Origin of the sequence: Sphingobium lactosutens (genome assembly GCF_013393185.1) — a bacterium.
In the GTDB taxonomy this organism is placed as follows: Bacteria; Pseudomonadota; Alphaproteobacteria; order Sphingomonadales; family Sphingomonadaceae; genus Sphingobium; species Sphingobium lactosutens_A.
In genome coordinates this window covers 19,416-35,562 of sequence record NZ_QJQX01000070.1, presented here as the reverse complement: position 1 = coordinate 35,562, position 16,147 = coordinate 19,416, and the positions used below count along the sequence as shown (strand labels likewise).

13 protein-coding genes are annotated in these 16,147 nt (G+C 64.5%); 11 read left to right on the top strand and 2 right to left on the bottom strand.

Annotated features, from left to right (window positions below):
* Nucleotides 1-229: 229 nt before the first annotated feature.
* Nucleotides 230-1,108: a 3-hydroxyacyl-CoA dehydrogenase NAD-binding domain-containing protein gene (locus DM806_RS19100; protein WP_179044747.1), complete on the bottom strand. Its 879-nt coding sequence runs from the start codon at nucleotides 1,106-1,108 to the stop codon at nucleotides 230-232.
* A gap of 179 nt (nucleotides 1,109-1,287) precedes the next feature.
* Between DM806_RS19100 and DM806_RS19095 the strand changes: the two genes are divergently transcribed.
* The 7 genes from DM806_RS19095 (at nucleotide 1,288) to DM806_RS19065 (ending at nucleotide 6,884) form a co-directional block, all read left to right on the top strand.
* Nucleotides 1,288-1,758, top strand: coding sequence for a YbgC/FadM family acyl-CoA thioesterase (locus DM806_RS19095; protein WP_179044746.1), 471 nt, complete (start codon nucleotides 1,288-1,290; stop codon nucleotides 1,756-1,758).
* Nucleotides 1,755-2,459 carry a protein TolQ gene (gene tolQ, locus DM806_RS19090; RefSeq protein ID WP_179044745.1) on the top strand — a complete coding sequence of 235 codons (705 nt, stop codon included), beginning with the start codon at nucleotides 1,755-1,757 and terminating at the stop codon, nucleotides 2,457-2,459. The genes DM806_RS19095 and tolQ overlap by 4 nt, the downstream gene beginning before the upstream one ends.
* A gap of 34 nt (nucleotides 2,460-2,493) precedes the next feature.
* Nucleotides 2,494-2,964, top strand: a complete 471-nt coding sequence (tolR, locus tag DM806_RS19085) for a protein TolR (protein ID WP_179044744.1) — start codon at nucleotides 2,494-2,496, stop codon at nucleotides 2,962-2,964.
* An 18-nt stretch (nucleotides 2,965-2,982) separates the two neighbouring features.
* A complete protein-coding gene (locus DM806_RS19080; protein ID WP_179044743.1) occupies nucleotides 2,983-3,957 on the top strand; it encodes a cell envelope biogenesis protein TolA in 975 nt (324 codons plus the stop codon).
* The gene (gene tolB, locus DM806_RS19075; protein ID WP_179044742.1) at nucleotides 3,954-5,288 is read left to right on the top strand and encodes a Tol-Pal system beta propeller repeat protein TolB; all 1,335 of its coding nucleotides are present in this window, start codon (nucleotides 3,954-3,956) and stop codon (nucleotides 5,286-5,288) included. The genes DM806_RS19080 and tolB overlap by 4 nt, the downstream gene beginning before the upstream one ends.
* Before the next feature lie 134 nt (nucleotides 5,289-5,422).
* A complete protein-coding gene (pal, locus tag DM806_RS19070) occupies nucleotides 5,423-5,938 on the top strand; it encodes a peptidoglycan-associated lipoprotein Pal (protein ID WP_179044741.1) in 516 nt (171 codons plus the stop codon).
* 166 nt (nucleotides 5,939-6,104) lie between these two features.
* On the top strand, nucleotides 6,105-6,884 hold the full coding sequence (locus DM806_RS19065; protein ID WP_179044740.1) for an IclR family transcriptional regulator: 780 nt from the start codon (nucleotides 6,105-6,107) through the stop codon (nucleotides 6,882-6,884).
* 187 nt (nucleotides 6,885-7,071) lie between these two features.
* Here the strand turns inward: DM806_RS19065 and DM806_RS19060 are convergent, their stop codons facing one another.
* Nucleotides 7,072-10,017, bottom strand: a complete 2,946-nt coding sequence (locus tag DM806_RS19060) for a TonB-dependent receptor (RefSeq protein WP_179044739.1) — start codon at nucleotides 10,015-10,017, stop codon at nucleotides 7,072-7,074.
* Nucleotides 10,018-10,370: 353 nt separating this feature from the next.
* Between DM806_RS19060 and DM806_RS19055 the strand changes: the two genes are divergently transcribed.
* The 4 genes from DM806_RS19055 to bglB all read left to right on the top strand — a co-directional run bounded on the left by DM806_RS19055 (nucleotide 10,371) and on the right by bglB (nucleotide 16,145).
* On the top strand, nucleotides 10,371-11,567 hold the full coding sequence (locus tag DM806_RS19055; protein ID WP_179044738.1) for a rhamnogalacturonan acetylesterase: 1,197 nt from the start codon (nucleotides 10,371-10,373) through the stop codon (nucleotides 11,565-11,567).
* Between the two features lie 113 nt (nucleotides 11,568-11,680).
* Nucleotides 11,681-11,995: an L-rhamnose mutarotase gene (locus tag DM806_RS19050; protein WP_179044737.1), complete on the top strand. Its 315-nt coding sequence runs from the start codon at nucleotides 11,681-11,683 to the stop codon at nucleotides 11,993-11,995.
* Between the two features lie 10 nt (nucleotides 11,996-12,005).
* Nucleotides 12,006-15,029 (top strand): glycoside hydrolase family 35 protein, encoded by a 3,024-nt coding sequence (locus DM806_RS19045; RefSeq protein ID WP_179044736.1) that lies wholly within the window; start codon nucleotides 12,006-12,008, stop codon nucleotides 15,027-15,029.
* Nucleotides 15,030-16,145: a beta-galactosidase BglB gene (gene bglB, locus DM806_RS19040; RefSeq protein ID WP_179044735.1), complete on the top strand. Its 1,116-nt coding sequence runs from the start codon at nucleotides 15,030-15,032 to the stop codon at nucleotides 16,143-16,145.
* The last annotated feature ends 2 nt before the right edge of the window (nucleotides 16,146-16,147 follow it).

Genomic DNA, 16,147 nt, shown 5'->3' with positions numbered 1-16,147 from the left:
CAACGATGCCGACGGAATATCCTACCGCCGGCCCGTTAATGTTTTCGTCCAACGATGCATGCCAGGCAGCCCCGCCGGGCGACGTAGGTCGCCCGGTTGCCCGCCCAGGGTGGCCCTAGACGGGCGCGGTTGGAGATCGATAGGTCGCAGGCTTCCCGCCCGGCGCGATTTCGGCGCGACTGGGCGTCGATCGGACGGCTTTGCGAGCCAGCCGGATCGGGATGGAAGATCAGCGGGTCGGGACCGGCTCAGCCCCCGAATAATCGTAGAAGCCGCGCCCGGTCTTGCGACCATACCAGCCGGCCTCGACATATTTCACCAGCAGCGGCGCGGGGCGATATTTGGGATCGCCGGTGGTGCTGAGGAAAACATTGAGGATTTCCAAAGCCGTATCCAGACCGACGAAATCGAGCAGGGTCAGCGGTCCCATCGGATGGTTGAGGCCCAGCTTGCAGCCCTGATCGATATCGGTGACGCTGCCCACGCCCTCGCCCAGCACGAACACCGCTTCGTTGAGCATCGGCAGCAGGATTCGGTTCACGACGAAGCCCGGCGCGTCGAAGGCGTGCACCGTCGTCTTGCCGATCTTCGCGGCAAAGCCTTCGACCGCCGCGACCGTCTCAGGCGTGGTGGCGAGGCCGCGAATGACCTCGACCAGCACCATCACCGGCACCGGGTTGAAGAAATGGACGCCGACGAAGCGGCCCGCGTCGGGCGCGGCCTGCGCCAGCCGGGTGATCGGGATGGAGGAGGTGTTGGTGGCGAGGATCGCGTCGGGCGCAAGGATCTGGCCGACATTGGCAAAGATCGCGCACTTCACCTCCTCGCGCTCGGTCGCGGCTTCGATCACCAGCTGCGCACCGGCAAGCGACGCGATCTCGCCCACCGGCCTGATGCGCACGAGCGCGGCGTCGGCATCGACCTGGCTGATCTTTTCCTTTTCCACCGCGCGGGCGAGCAATTTCGCGATGCCGGCCACCCCCTTTTCGGCGCGGGCAAGGTCAATGTCGGACAGGATGACGTCATAGCCCGCCTGCGCCGCGACCTGGGCAATACCCGCGCCCATCTGTCCCGCGCCGATCACGCCCACCGTGCGAATGTCCGTCATGCCCAGTCTCTCCTTATTGAATCGTCCCCTTCCCCTTAACCGCGCCGCCGCCCGACGGCCATAGTGCGGCGCCTATGGAATCCGGGGGGCGATGAATTGTGCAGTCGCAACCGACGGATTGGTGCAGATGCATCATTTCCGGCTTTGCGCCGGGCCGTCGCCATGGTTAAAAGCCCGCCATGCCTGTTTCCGACTTGATGCCAGCGCCGGCGACCGGACGCTTCGTCGCCGCCGTGCATCATTTCCCGCTGCGGATTTATTTCGAGGACACCGACCTGTCGGGCCTCGTCTACCACGCCAATTATCTCCGCTATATGGAGCGCGCCCGGTCCGACATGCTGCGCATCGCCGGCATCGACCAGCGCGGCGAACATGAAGGCGGCAGCGGCGTCTATGCCGTCACCGACCTCCAGATCCGCTACCGCCGCCCGGCCGGGCTGGACGACGACCTGATGGTGGTCAGCCGCGTGACAGAGGTGCGCGCGGCCAGCTGTTCCATTCAGCAGTCAGTCATGCGGGGCGAAGAAGAGTTGACGCACGCCACCATCACCGTCGCCTGGCTGACGCCGCAAGGCCGTCCGCAACGGCAACCCAAAGCCTGGACCGACATTTTCACCCGCCTTTGCCAAGGGGAAGACATCCACCCATGACCCTCAACCTGCCTGCCGGCGCGATGACCGACGCCGCGACCATTTCCCCGCTCGCCCTGTTCCTTCAGGCCGACATCGTCGTCAAAGGGGTGATGATCGGCCTGCTGCTGGCCAGCATCTGGACCTGGGCCATGATCATCGGCTTCAGCGTCACCCTGCGCAAGGCGAGCAAGGAAAGCCGCAAGTTTGAGGCGGATTTCTGGAAGGCGGAGGATATCGACCGCTTCTACGAATCGCGCGGCAAGTCGGACTTCCCGGCCGCCAAGGTGATGTCCGCCGGCGTCACCGAATGGCGCCGCTCGACCGCGCAGAAGGTGATCGACCGCGAAGGGACGCGCGACCGCCTGTCGACGTCGATGTCGAGCACGATCGCGGCCGAGGTCGATCGCCTGTCCGACCGGCTCAATATCCTGGCCACCATCGGATCGGTCGCCCCCTTCGTCGGCCTGTTCGGCACCGTGTGGGGCATCATGCGCGCCTTCACCTCGATCGCGGCGGAGCAGAACAGTTCGCTCGCCGTCGTTGCGCCGGGCATTGCCGAAGCCCTGTTCGCCACCGCGATCGGCCTGTTCGCGGCGATCCCGGCGGTCATCGCCTACAACCGCTTCAGCCATGGCATCAACCGACTGGAATCGGGCCTGACGCGCTTTGCCGACGGCTTCTATTCGACCTTGAGCCGTGAGTTGGAGGCGCAGCGATGAACTTGGGCATCGCTGCAAAACAGGGAGCGCGATAATGGCGATGTCCGGCCCTCCGTCCAGCCGTCGCGGGCGCAATCGCGCGCCGATGGCGGATATCAACGTGACGCCGCTGGTCGATGTCATGCTGGTGTTGCTGATCATCTTCATGGTGACGGCGCCGCTGCTGGTGACGGGCGTGCCGGTGAACCTGCCCGAAACCCGCGCCAAGGGACTGGATCAGGACGCCAAGCCGACGGTCATTTCGATCGACCGCGACGGCGGCATCTTCATCGACGACGGCCAGGTCAGCGATACCGACCTGCCCGACCGCCTGGCCGAGATCGCCTCCGCCAATGCCGGCAAGCCGGAACCGCAGCAGATCTTCCTGCGCGCCGACACCGCGCTCGACTATGGCCGGGTGATGCGGGTGATGGGCGAGCTGAACCGGGCCGGCCTGAACAAGGTCTCGCTGGTCAGCACCGATGCCGGTTCGAGCGCAGGTTCGGACAGCGGCGGTTCAGAATAGGGACCATAGGCCAGCTATATGGATCGCGCGGAAAAAATCGGCCTTGGCGTCGCGACGGCAGGACATGTCCTGCTGTTCGGCCTGCTGTCGGCCGGGTTCCTGGCCACGCCCAACCCGCTGAAGCTGAAGTCGCCGCCGATGGACGTGAGCCTGGTGGATGAGGTCGCGCTGCAATCGACCGCACCGCAAATCTCGACCCAGCCGCCCCCGCCCAGCGTCGCGCCGGAAGAGGGACCGACGCAGGACGCCAAGCCCGCTCCGCTGCCGGAGCCAGCACCGGAGCCTGAACCGGCGCCCCCGCCGCCAAAGCCGACCCCGGCTCCACCGCCGCCCAAGCCGGTGGCGAAGCCGCAGCCAAAGCCGACCCCGCCGAAGAAGGAAGTGGCTAAGACCCCGGCCAAGCCCAAGCCGGCGCCCGAAAAGCCTGCCCCCAAGGCCCAGCCCAAACCCCAGCCCAAGCCAGCGCCCGAAAAGCCCAAGGCCGCCGCCGCGCCGTCCAAGCCGAGCAAGAGCGACGCCAAGGCCAAGAGCGACGCCCCCGCACGCGCATCCGGCGCGGGCAAGGCGGACAAGCCCAAGGGATCGCTGCTGGGCAAGGATTTCCTCAAGGGCATCGACACGAAGGCCGACGCGCCGCGCCAGCCTGCGCCTTCCCCCGCCGCCGCCTTGGGACCGCAGCAAAAGGCCGCGCTCGACGCTGAAATCCGCCGGCAGTTGAAGCCCCACTGGCGTGCACCGTCGGGTGCCGACGCCGACAAGCTCGTCACGCTGCTGGAAGTGCGGCTCGACAAGAATGGGGGGCTGATCGGCACGCCGGAGGTGATCGACCAGCTGGGCGTCACCGCCAGCAACCAGCCGCAGGCCAGGCTCCATGCGGAGCGCGCAATCCAGGCGGTCAAGCTCGCCGCGCCGTTCCGCAATCTCCCGCCCGAATATTATGACCAGTGGAAATGGCTGCGGCCACTCCGCTTTGACGCGAGGCTGAACCGATGAAGACGACTCTGCTCCGCCGCCTGGCTTTCGCCACGGCTGCGCTGGCCGCCGCCCTTTCCGCGCCCGCCATGGCGCAGCTTTCGGTCGACGTCACCGGCGAGATCGACAGCAATCTGAAGATCGCCGTGCCGCCGCTCCCCGCGCAGCAGGATGTCAGCACGCCCGCCGGCACCGCCAGCGAACTGGGCCGCAAGATCGCCGAAGTGATCGCGACGGACCTCAAGGGGTCGGGCCTGTTCGATCCGTCGGGACCGGGCGGCCTGCCCGCCATCACCTTTCCCGAAGTCACCTTCCCCCAATATGACAAATGGGGCGCCTATCAGGCGCTGGCGCAGGGTTTCGTGCGCACCACCGGCGGCGAGGCGGACATCACCGTCGGCTGCTACCTCTATGACGTGGCGCTGAAGCAGGAACTGACCCGGCAGGGCTATGTCGTCGCCCCGCGCGACTGGCGGCGGGCCGCGCACAAATGCGCCGACGCCATCTATGCCCGCCTGTCGGGCGAAAGCCCCTTCTTCGACAGCCGCATCGCCTATATCGCCGAGAGCGGTCCCAAGAATAACCGCGTGAAGCGGCTCGCCATCATGGATTCGGACGGCGCCAACCACCGTTTCATCACCAACGGCCAGTCGATCGCGCTGACGCCGCGCTTCTCGCCCGATTACAAGTCGATCGTCTATGTCAGCTATCTGGGCAGCCGGGTGCGCATCTATGTCTATGACATCGGCACCGGCCAGCAGAAGCTGGTGACGGAGAGCAACAATGCGACCTTCGCCCCGCGCTGGTCGCCCGATGGCCGCAACATCCTCTTCTCCATGGCGGTGGCGGGCAATACCGACATCTATCGCGTGTCGGCCAGCGGCGGGTCGCCGGTGCGCCTCACCAATTCCCCGGGCATCGATGTGGGCGGCAGCTATTCGCCCGACGGCCGCCAGATCGTGTTCGAAAGCGACCGGTCGGGCGGGCAGCAAATCTATGTCATGAACGCCGACGGATCGGGCCAGCGCCGGATCAGCCATGGCGGCGGCCGCTATGCGACGCCCGAATGGTCGCCGCGCGGCGACCTGATCGCCTTCACCAAGCTGTCGGGCGACTTCAAGATCGCGGTCATGTCCCCAACGGGGGACAATGAGCGGATCCTGACCAATGGCTGGCAGGACGAACAGCCGACCTGGTCGCCCAATGGCCGCGTGCTGCAATATTTCCGCACCACGCCGGGCAAGCAAGGCAGCAGCCAGGTGTGGCAGGTCGACCTGACCGGGGTGAACGAACGCCGCATCCCGACCCCGCTCGCTGGTTCCGATCCGGCCTGGGGGCCGCTGCTGCCCTGAGATTCCGGGCCATTCCGCAAGCCCAAAATCCCAAGCAGGACGGAACCCATTCGTCTTGACAGCGTAACGAAGTTCACAGACCTTTCTCGCCGCCCCGCGCGGGCGGCAGACAGCGCAATAAGGAGACACTCCCGATGAAATTGTCCCGCACCCTGCTGATGGCCACCGCCATCATCGCGCTCGCCGCCTGCTCGAAAAAGCCGCCGGCCGAACTGCCCCCCGCCCCCGGTGGCACCGGTGGCGCCACCGCGCCGACCGGCCCGGCCACGCCGTCCGGCCCGGTCAAGGGCAGCCAGGAAGACTTCATCGCGTCAGTCGCGTCGGACCGCATCTTCTTCGGCCTCGACCAATATGATGTCGACGCGGAGGACCAGGCCACGCTCCAGAGCCAGGCCGCCTGGCTCCAGCAGAATCCCGCCGTCCGCGTAACGATCGAGGGCCATGCCGACGAACGCGGCACCCGCGACTATAATATTGCGCTGGGCGAACGCCGCGCCAATGCGACCAAGAACTATCTCGCCTCGCTCGGCATCGATCCGGGCCGCATCACCACCGTCAGCTATGGCAAGGAACGCCCGGCCGCGCTGGGATCGGACGAAGCGGCCTGGGCGCAGAATCGCCGCGCGGTGACTGTCACCATCCAATATTGATCCACGCGTCAGCGCTGGACCTTGAAAGGCCCGCCGGTCCCGCGACCGGCGGGCCTTTTCACATGGCCGCAACAAAGCTGCTGACAAGCGCCCCGTTATGGTCAATATGCTTCCTATATATGGGACGCACCCGCCATGTGGGACGCCCTTCAGGATTGGGACGACCATGCAGGACACGGACGAGAAACAGGAACAGGGCGTCAAGGGGACGCAGACGCTGATGCGGGCGCTCGACATCATGGACGAGGTGATCGACGGACCGATCCGCGCCGCCGATCTCGCCCGCAAGCTCGGCATGAGCAAGACCACCGCCCACCGGCTGGTGCAGGCGCTGCGGTCGCGCAACTATCTGGCGGTCACGCGCGATGGCTTCGCGCTCGGCCCCAAGCTGCTCCAGCTCGGAGTGCTGGCGACCGAGCAAATCGACTATGTGCGCGTCGCCCGCCCCTTCATGGAATTGCTGTCGGAACGCACCGGCTTCTGCGTCTTCGTCGGCAAGCGCGAGGGCGACCATTCCCGCCACCTCGATCGCGTCACCGGCACGCAGCGGCTGCGCGTCGCGACCGCGCCGGGGGACCGCCGCCCGGTCGCGGAAACCGGCCTCGGCAAGGCGCTGCTGCTGGACGAGGAAGAAGCGACTTGGGAGCGGCTCTATGTCGAGGCGAAGGGCGGCAAGGCCGACCGCGCGCAGATCGATGCCTTCCTGGAGGAAATGCGTGGACACAAGGCGCGGGGCGAAGTGCTGCATGACAGCGAACTGGGCGACGGCGTCCGCTCCATCGCGGTGCCGATCCGCGATGCCAAGGGCCAGATCTGCATCGCCATCTCGATCGCCAGCGCAGCCCATTATCTGACCGACGACCTGCGCCCCGGCCTCGCCGAACAGGTGATGCGGTCGGCCGAGCAGATCGGCGGCGCGGTGGGCTATAGCGGGCCGCGCCGATAGGAAAAGCTGCGCTTAACTTCGCACATTTCCCGCTGATCCTGAAATTTTCGAACAGGCACGGGACATTTTCGGTCAAGTGAGAACCGAATATACCTGACTTTCCGCCGATAGGACAGGACATGAAGACAAAGAGGGCGCGGACCACCGGGGTGGCCGCGCCCTTTCAGTTGGGGGAGGATCGAAATGCTTACATCCGGTAGGTCAGGCCAAAGGTGAAGGTGCGGCCGATCCGGGTTTCGAACAGCGTGTCCTGACGCTGGCTGTCGATATAGAGCCGGTTCTGCTCGTCGGTCAGGTTCTGCGCCTCGACGATGATCTTCAGGCGGTCGGTGACATTGTAGCTGACCGACGCATCCATGTAGAAGGTCTTGGCATTGCCCTGAAGATCGCTGCCCGGCGAGGCCGGGATGCCGCGGATGAACTGGTCGCGGAAATTGCCCGTGGTGCGGATGCTGAACTTGTCATCCTCATAATAGAGCGTGCCCGAAGCGGTGTTCGGCGACAGGCCGACCAGATCCGCCGTGGTCGTCACGGTCGGCACGCCGTTCACGCTGGCGAGGATATAATTGATCTTCGACGTGACGTGCGTGTAGTTCGCCAAAACGCCGAAATTGCTGAAGAAGCCATCGAGGAAGGTGAAGGGAATCTGCGCGTTCAGCTCGATGCCCTTGAGCTTGCCGCCCGGCGTGTTGAAGGGCTGCGACACGGTGAACAGCTCGTCCGGCGCGGTATTGCTGTTTGCCAGCAGCGCAGTGGGCAGGCCCAGCTGGTTGAACGGAATCTGGCTGTTCACATTCTGGATGAAGCTCTTGATATCCTTATAGAAGAAGGCAGCCGAGAGCAGCGAACCGGGACGGAAATACCATTCCACGGCGACATCGAAGGTGTTGGCGCGGATCGGGTCGAGGAACGGATTGTTGACGTTGCCGACGCGCGTGACCGGATTGACGCCGCTGGTCGGCGTCAGCAGGCCGAGTTCGGGCCGCGCCAGCACCTTAGCACCGGAGAAACGGAAGAGCAGATTGTCGATCGGCTCGACCACGAGGTTGGCCGACGGCAGCCAATCATCATAGCTGTTCCTGGCCGCCGCGAACTGGCCGGCCAGCCCTGTGGGCGAGGCGGCATTGGCCACGGTGATATAGCCCGAAGACAGCATGTCGGTCTTGACGTAGCGCACACCCACATCGCCGCGCACGCCGAAGCCGATCGCATCGCGCAGGTCGAAATTGGCCATGAGGTAGCTGCTCATGACTTCTTCGCGAACCCGGCTGCGCCCGCCGCCGCATTCGACGCCGCAATAGCGGACCGCGTCGAAGTTGAAGGTGCTGGCCCATTTGTCGGGATCGATCGCGACCCAGCTGGACGGCGCGCCATTGCCCCACAGCTTGTCGACGCCCGTGATCGTGGTGGTGATGTCGGCCAGCGTCGTTCCGGCCGGCAAGGCACGGACGACAGTGTCGGCATTGTAGGGGCGCAGGAAGGTGGAGAGGAAGTTGCTACGGCGATATTGCGCGCCCGCCTTGATCGAGAAGGCGTCGCTGACCGTCCACTTCAGGTTGGTTTCGGCGGTCATGTTGTCGGTCGTGTTCTTCGACGGCTTGCCCTGGAAGCTGAAGCCCCCGAGCACCGTGCCGTCGGCCCGACCCGGCGCATAGTTGAAGCTGGCCGGATCATTGACGTCGATGCCGAAGCCCAGCGTCGGCGTGGTGCCGCCCTTGCTATAGTCGATCGAGAAACCATCGGTGTCGATCGCGTCCATGAAGGTCTGGAGGCGCTTCTTGCCGTCCCAGATGGAGCGGTTGAAACCGACGATGCCGCTGACTTCCAGACTGTCGTTCAGGCGACGGCGGAAGTTCAGGTTCGCCTGCTTGAAGGTCGAGACGAAATGGTCGACCAGACCTTCGGAACGGACGTCGACGCCGTCGAACACACCCTGCACCAGCGAGCCATTCTCGTCGAACTCGATATCGCGCACCGAAGTCATCGGCTGGCCGTTATTGGCGGCCGAGCGGGCGAAGGAGATGGCGGCGATATAATTGTCGCGCCGTGTCACCTCAAAGCGCGAATAGAGCATGTCGAGCGAGATGTCGGTGTCGTCATCGGGGTTGAACTGAAGGCTCAGCGATCCGCCGATACGCTCCTGATTCTGCTCCGAATTGAGGTAGCGCGGGATACGCGGCAGGAAGGCGCCGCTGCCCGGCGTGTTGGGCAGGTCGTCGCGGCGCAGATCATAGATGGTCTGATAGGCGGCGCTGGTGCTGGTGCGCGGATTGCCGGTCGAGCAGTTGAGCGCGTCGGTTCCCTTGAGCGCGCTGTCGCCCGGATTTTGCGGGGTGAAGCCGATCGGCGAGCAGAAGCCGCCATTGGTGTTCGCCGACAGGATGTCCACCGACGAATAGCCGACTTCGCGGATATGGCGCTTCTGATAGGCGACCGAGCCGAGGATGCCGAAGCCGCTGTCGCCGAATTTCTTCGACACCAGCAGCGAGGCGCGCGGATCGACCTTCTTCGACAGTTCGTTATAGACGCCGCGCGCGGTCATGGAGAGGACGAAATCCTCCTTCTGATCCATCGGCTTGGGGGCGCTCAGGTCCACGGTCGCGCCGAGCGAACCTTCTTCCACATCGGCCGACGGCGTCTTGCGCACCGACAGGGCCGAGAAGATTTCAGTCGGGAAGACGTTGAAGTCGAAGCTGCGGCCGTTGTTGCCCGCGCCATAGATGTCGGACGAGCCGGTCTGCGACGTGCCTTCCATGCCGTTGATGCGGGTGCGGGTGAAGGCGGGGCCAAGGCCGCGGACCGAGATGTTGCGCCCTTCGCCGCCGTCGCCACGCTGGAGCGCGATGCCCGGCACGCGCTGCATCGATTCAGCAAGGTTGGAGTCCGGGAATTTGCCGATGTCTTCGGCGACGATCGAATCGATCGCGGCGGCTTCCTGGCGCTTCATGCCGAGCGCGCTGTCGAGCGAGGCGCGGAAGCCGGTAACAACGATGTCGGCGGCTTCCTGCTCCGGCGCTTGTGGCGCGGCGGACTGGTCCTGCGCGATGGCCGTTCCGGCGATGAACATGGTCGACGCGATGGCAATGGTCGAGCTGCGACGTGCGAAGGCTGCACGGGTAACGTGGCGCAACATAAATATCCTCCCCTTTATCCGGTCTTGCCGGATGCCCCACTATGTGGAACTGTCAGCCATTGTAGCGGATTCTTTGCAGCTTTGCTACAAAAATCATTATATGATCGCTCGTGCCACATTGTGAAAAATATTATAGTTAAGGAACAAGGGGCTTGCGATATTTAAAGTCCCTCCATATGGTCCATGCATCTAATTTATGGGACGGGTCATCCCTTGAGTTATTTGGCCCCGCTCGCGTCTGTTCGATGTGGACCACACGAATCACCGCCTCTGCACGGGCGGCTGTCTTGGGGGAATGCGCCCATCCCGGCGCATTCCCCCATTTTCCTTTTCGCTGACAGGATTATCGCGCCATGCTGCCAAGCCTTCTCCTGCTGATGGCGGCCGCCGCCGCGCCGCAAACGTTCGACCTGAACGCTGCGTCGCCGCTACGCCAGCAAGCCTATCAACCCGGCGGCCATGGTATGGAACCGGGCAGCACCGCGTCCGACTATCTATTCTCGGTCGCGCTGCCGGAGGGCAATTATCGGGTGACGGTGCGGTTGGGCGATGCGCGCGCGGCGGGCAACACGACGGTGAAGACCGAGGCACGGCGGCTGATGCTGCGCGATGTCGCGACCCGCAAGGGACAGTTTGTCGAGCGCAGCTTTCTGGTCAATATCCGCACGCCAGCCCTGCCACCGCCGCCAGCCAATGCGCCGGGCGGCCAGCAGGTGCGGCTCACCCTGCGCGACTCGCAGGAATATACGTGGGACGACAAGCTGACGCTGGAATTTCTGGGCAAGCCGCAGGTGACGTCGGTGACGATCGCGCCGGTCGAGGCGCCGACGCTCTATCTGGCGGGCGATTCCACCGTGACCGACCAGTTTGCCGAGCCGGCCGCCAGTTGGGGGCAGATGCTGCCCGCGCTGCTGGACGACAAGGTCGCGGTCGCCAATCATGCCAAGTCCGGCGCGACGCTCAAATCCTTCCTGACCGACCTGCGCTTCGACAAGCTGCTGTCGGGGATGAAGGCCGGCGACTGGCTCCTCATCCAGTTCGGCCATAATGACCAGAAGAAGGAATGGCCGCAGACCTATGTCGACGCGGACGTCACCTATCCGGCTTATCTGCGCACCTATATCGCGGAGGCGCGGAGGCGCGGCGCGCATCCGGTGCTGGTGACGTCGCCCGAACGACGCAATTTCGACGCGCAGGGCAGGATCAAGGATACGCTGGGCAGCTATGCGGCAGCGGTCCGCAAGGTCGCGGCTGAGGAAGGCGTGCCGCTGATCGACCTCAATGCCGACAGCCGCACCATCTATGAAGCGCTGGGACCGGAGATCGCGCCAACCGCCTTCAACGACGGCGGGGCCGACAAGACGCATCATAATAACTACGGCGCCTGGCTGTTGGCGAGCGCGGTGGCGGAGCGGATCAGGACGCAGATCCCGGAACTGGCCCCGCATGTGACGATGCCGGCCTTCGCCCCGGCGAAACCGCCCGCCGCAAGCGCCGTGACGATCGTCCCCAGCCTGATCCATAGCGACCAGCGCCCGGCGGGCAGCTGAGCCGCCCGCCTACGACCATATCCCATTTGACTAGAATGTGGGACGATGTTACCAAATATAGGTCTTAAGTTCCATAATATGGTTCCAAGCCAATGGTTCAACGAGGGGAAGCCATGACCATCCACGCCTTCAAGATGCAGCTAAAGCCCGGCGTGGTAGAGGAATATCAGCGCCGCCATGACGAAATCTGGCCGGAATTGTCCAGCCTGCTGTCCGATTCGGGCATCTACGACTATTCGATCTTCCTGGACGAGGACACGCTGAGCCTGTTCGCGGTGCTGAAGCTGCGCGACGATAACAGCCGCGACACGCTGCCCGATCATCCGGTGATGAAGCGCTGGTGGGACTATATGGCTCCGCTGATGGAGGTGCAGCCGGGCAACCAGCCCAAGGAATGGCCGCTCCCCCTGCTGTTCCACATGAACTGAGCCAGGACCGATGCGCTCTTTCCTTGCCGCCCTTGCCCTCGGCACGATGCTCGCCACCCCCGCTCTGGCGCAGCAGGTCCAATCCGCCGTCAAAGGGCCGACCGCCAACCTGTCCGCGCCGGTCAAGACCTTCGGCCGCGTTTCCTATGATGCGCGATCGCTGATGATCGACGGCAAGCGGATGGTGATCTGGTCGTCCGAATTCCACCATTTCCGCCTGCCCTCGCCCGACCTGTGGCGCGATATCCTGCAAAAGATGAAGGCCAGCGGTTTCAACAGCGTCGCCGTCTATTTCGACTGGGGGTTTCATAGCCCGAAAAAGGGCGTCTATGATTTCAGCGGCATCCGCGACATCGACCGGCTGCTGACGATGGCGGAGGAGGAAGGCCTCTACGTCATCACCCGCGCCGGCCCCTATGTGAATGCGGAATTGTCGCGCGGCGGCTTCCCCGGCTGGCTAGTCAATCAGCGCGCCCGCGCCCGCACCGACGATCCCGACTATCTGGCGGCCGCCGACGAATGGCTGACCAGGATCAACGCGATCATCGCCAAGCACCAGATCAATACCGATCCCAAGCGCAAATATGGCGTCATCCTGCACCAGATCGAAAACGAACTGGCGATGACGACCCCGGCGCAGCGCCGCTACATGGATCATCTCTATGCCAAGGCGCGCGCCGACGGCATTACCGTGCCGCTCTTCCACAATGACCAGGGCCGCAACGGCTATTGGACTCCCGAAAGCTCCAAGGTGGAGAAGGTCGTCCACGGCCCCAACGACATGTATGCGTTCGACGGCTATCCCGGCGGCACCTGCACGGTCGAGGGCAAGCCGACGCGCGGCGTCGCTGCCCCCGACTGGGGCTATTATGGTCCCGGCGGGGCGAAGGGCGGCGCGTCCGCATCGCCCGATACGCCCGGCTTCTTGGCCGAGTTCGGCGGCGGCTGGTTCGACTATTGGGGCTCGAACGGCGGCTATGAATGCAACGCGATCCAGCGCGGCAAGCGGTTCCAGCGCGTCTTCTACGGCACGAACCTCGCCAACGGCATCGGCATCCAGAGCTTCTACATGGGCTATGGCGGCACCAGCTGGGGCTGGCTGCCCGCGCCGGTCGTGTTCACCAGCTATGATTATGGCTCGGCCATCTCCGAACCGCGCGAGGTGCGGGAAAAGGCGCTGGAAATGAAGCAGTTGGGCGGTCTGATCGCCTCGGTCCCCGACATGGCGGGGATGATCCCTGCGGGGACGCCGGAAATCAGCTCGCCCAATATTCAAGTCTATCACAACAAAAGCCCCGAAACCGACGCGCGCTTCCTGATGGTGACGCACAAGCCGTCGAACGGGCAGACCAGCGATGCTTTCAGCTTTACCGCTGACCTGCCCGATGGCCGCTACACCGTGCCGATGCAGCTCAATGGCTTCGATGCCAAGTGGCTGGTCGCGGGCGTCACTCTGGGCGGGCAGCGGCTGGTCTATTCGACCTCCGAACTCCAGTCCGCGCAGGTCATCGACAAGGCCGACCTGATCCTGCTCTACGGCCGCGCCGGGGAGCCGGGCGAGACGGTCCTGCGCTACGCGTCCGCGCCGAAGGTGACGGTGCTGGAAGGCAATGGCACCAGCGCTTTCGACGCAGCGAAAGGCGACCTCAAGCTCAGCTATACCCATCAGGGCCGCGCTGTGGTGCGGATCGAGGGCGGCGATCGTCCGCCGCTGACGCTGATCCTCGCCGACGAGGCGGAGGGTGCGCGCTACTGGCGCGAGCAGGACGTGCTGGTACGCGGCCCCGCGCTGGTGCGCAGCGCCTCGATCAAGGGTGGCGCGGTGGCGCTGACCGGCGATACCGCGGAAGCCAGCCCGCTCGAAATCTGGGCGCCCAAGGCGTTCCGCTCCATCACATGGAACGGCGCGAAGGTCGCAACCAAAGCCACGCCGGTCGGCAGCCTCGCCGCCGCCCAACCGCTCGCCGGTCCCGCCGACGTCACCCTGCCCGCTCTCACCGACTGGCGCATGGCCAAAGGGTCGCCCGAAGCCGATCCGGCCTTCGACGACAGCGCATGGCAGGCGGTCGACAACCGGTCCTACGCCCCCATCACCGCGCGGCCCGACGGCCAGCCGAACATGAGCATGGACGCCTATGGCTTCCATGACGGCGACGTCTGGTATCGCGGCCGCTTCACCGGCTCGCCCGACGCGAAACAACTGGCGCTCTATTATGGCGCGGGCGGTTCGGGGCTGGTGCAGGCCTGGGTCGACGGAAAGTTCGTCGGCGAAGGCGAAACCCCCGGCGGCCTGCCCCGCCCGATCACCACCGGCACCGCCCGCTTCACCCTGCCAGCCGAAGCACAGGCGCCCGGCGAGCATGTCGTATCGGTCATGGTCCGCAACAACGGCCATAACTGGGATCTCGACAGCGACGATTTCCACAAGGAAGCCCGCGGCCTCATCTCCGCCTCGCTGGAAGGCGGCCCCAGCGGGCGCAGCTTCGGCGTGCCGATCGCGTGGAAGATCCAGGGCAAGCAGGGCGGCGAGGATCTGCCCGATATCGCCCGTGGCCCCGCCAACAATGGCGGCCTCTTTGGCGAGCGCAAGGGCTGGCACCTGCCCGGCTTCAACGACAGCACATGGCACAAGGCCAGCGTCCCCGCGACCCAGGCAGAGTCCGGCACCAGCTGGTATCGCACCAGCTTCGCGCTCACCGTGCCGAAAGGGCAGGACGCGACGATCGGCCTCAGCTTCGGCGACGCGTCCAAGCCGCGCTCGCCCGTCCGCTATCGCGTGCTGATCTTCGTCAATGGCTGGAACATGGGCCAGTTCATCGCCCATGTCGGCCCGCAACGCACCTTCCCCATTCCCGAAGGCATCCTCAATCACCGGGGCCGGAACCAGATCGCGCTCGCCGTCACGTCAGACGGCGCGCCCGGCGATGCGCTCGAAACCGTGCGCCTCGTCACCCTACGCAACGTCAAAGGCGGTCTGCCGGTGCAGATGGTAACCGCGCCCAACGCACCTTCAGACCTCAAGGAGATTAAATAAGTGGCCGCTCTCAATCATGATGTACCGCGCCAGCAGGTCGTCGAGTCCATCGACCGGCTGATGGACAATCTCGTCAATATCAAGGACGAGACGGGCGAATTCCTGCTCCATCTGGAAGATGGCCGCATCATCGACACCAAGGGTTGGGCCGGATGGGAATGGACCCATGGCGTCGGCCTGTTCGGCATGTGGCGCTATTTCGAGCAGACCGGCGACCAGACGGCGCTCGGCATCATCAAGCAGTGGTTCGAGGATCGCTTCGCCGAAGGCACGCCGACCAAGAATATCAACACGATGGCGCCGTTCATCACGCTCGCCTATCTGTATGAATATGAGCCGGACCCGCGCTACATCCCCTATCTGGATGTCTGGGCCGAATGGCTGATGGCGGCCGACGGCCTGCCCAAGACCGAAGAGGGCGGCTTCCAGCACATCGTCTATAATGACGTGAATCCCGGCGAAATGTGGGACGACACGCTGATGATGTCGGTGCTGCCGCTGGCCAAGATCGGCCTGCTGCTGAACCGCCCCGCCTATATCGAAGAAGCCAAGCGCCAGTTCCTGGTCCATATCAAATATCTCTTCGATACCAAGACGGGCCTGTGGTTCCACGGCTGGGACTTCAACGGCCGCCACAATTTCGCCGAAGCCCTGTGGGCGCGCGGCAATTGCTGGGTGACGATCGCCATTCCCGAGATCATCGAGATTCTCGACCTGCAGGACGGCGATTTCTTCCGCACCTTCCTGATCGATACGCTCGCCGCCCAGGTAAAGACGCTGGCGGAGACGCAGGACGCCGAAACCGGCCTGTGGCACACGCTGATCGTCGATCCAACCAGCTATCTGGAAGCATCGGCCACCGCCGGCTTCGCCTATGGCATCTTGAAGGCCGTACGGAAGGGCTATCTGCCCCGCCATTATGAGGAAGTCGGCATCAAGGCGGTGCGTGGCGTGCTGGCCAATATCGACGACAAGGGCGAACTTCAGCAGGTCAGCTTCGGCACCGCGATGGGCGACACTCAGCAATTCTACAAGGACATCGCGCTGACCTCCATGCCCTATGGCCAAAGCCTGGCCATCTGTGCACTGGGCGAGTTCCTGCGCACCTATATCTGAAG

What these genes read in the sequence shown, in the direction of transcription:
- DM806_RS19050 (WP_179044737.1), top strand. Translation starts at nt 11,681, where the DNA reads ATGACCATCCACGCCTTCAAGATGCAGCTAAAGCCCGGCGTGGTAGAG.
- tolB (WP_179044742.1), top strand. Translation starts at nt 3,954, where the DNA reads ATGAAGACGACTCTGCTCCGCCGCCTGGCTTTCGCCACGGCTGCGCTG.
- DM806_RS19055 (WP_179044738.1), top strand. Translation starts at nt 10,371, where the DNA reads ATGCTGCCAAGCCTTCTCCTGCTGATGGCGGCCGCCGCCGCGCCGCAA.
- DM806_RS19095 (WP_179044746.1), top strand. Translation starts at nt 1,288, where the DNA reads ATGCCTGTTTCCGACTTGATGCCAGCGCCGGCGACCGGACGCTTCGTC.
- DM806_RS19060 (WP_179044739.1), bottom strand. Translation starts at nt 10,017, where the DNA reads ATGTTGCGCCACGTTACCCGTGCAGCCTTCGCACGTCGCAGCTCGACC.
- DM806_RS19045 (WP_179044736.1), top strand. Translation starts at nt 12,006, where the DNA reads ATGCGCTCTTTCCTTGCCGCCCTTGCCCTCGGCACGATGCTCGCCACC.
- DM806_RS19080 (WP_179044743.1), top strand. Translation starts at nt 2,983, where the DNA reads ATGGATCGCGCGGAAAAAATCGGCCTTGGCGTCGCGACGGCAGGACAT.
- DM806_RS19065 (WP_179044740.1), top strand. Translation starts at nt 6,105, where the DNA reads ATGCAGGACACGGACGAGAAACAGGAACAGGGCGTCAAGGGGACGCAG.
- pal (WP_179044741.1), top strand. Translation starts at nt 5,423, where the DNA reads ATGAAATTGTCCCGCACCCTGCTGATGGCCACCGCCATCATCGCGCTC.
- tolR (WP_179044744.1), top strand. Translation starts at nt 2,494, where the DNA reads ATGGCGATGTCCGGCCCTCCGTCCAGCCGTCGCGGGCGCAATCGCGCG.
- tolQ (WP_179044745.1), top strand. Translation starts at nt 1,755, where the DNA reads ATGACCCTCAACCTGCCTGCCGGCGCGATGACCGACGCCGCGACCATT.
- DM806_RS19100 (WP_179044747.1), bottom strand. Translation starts at nt 1,108, where the DNA reads ATGACGGACATTCGCACGGTGGGCGTGATCGGCGCGGGACAGATGGGC.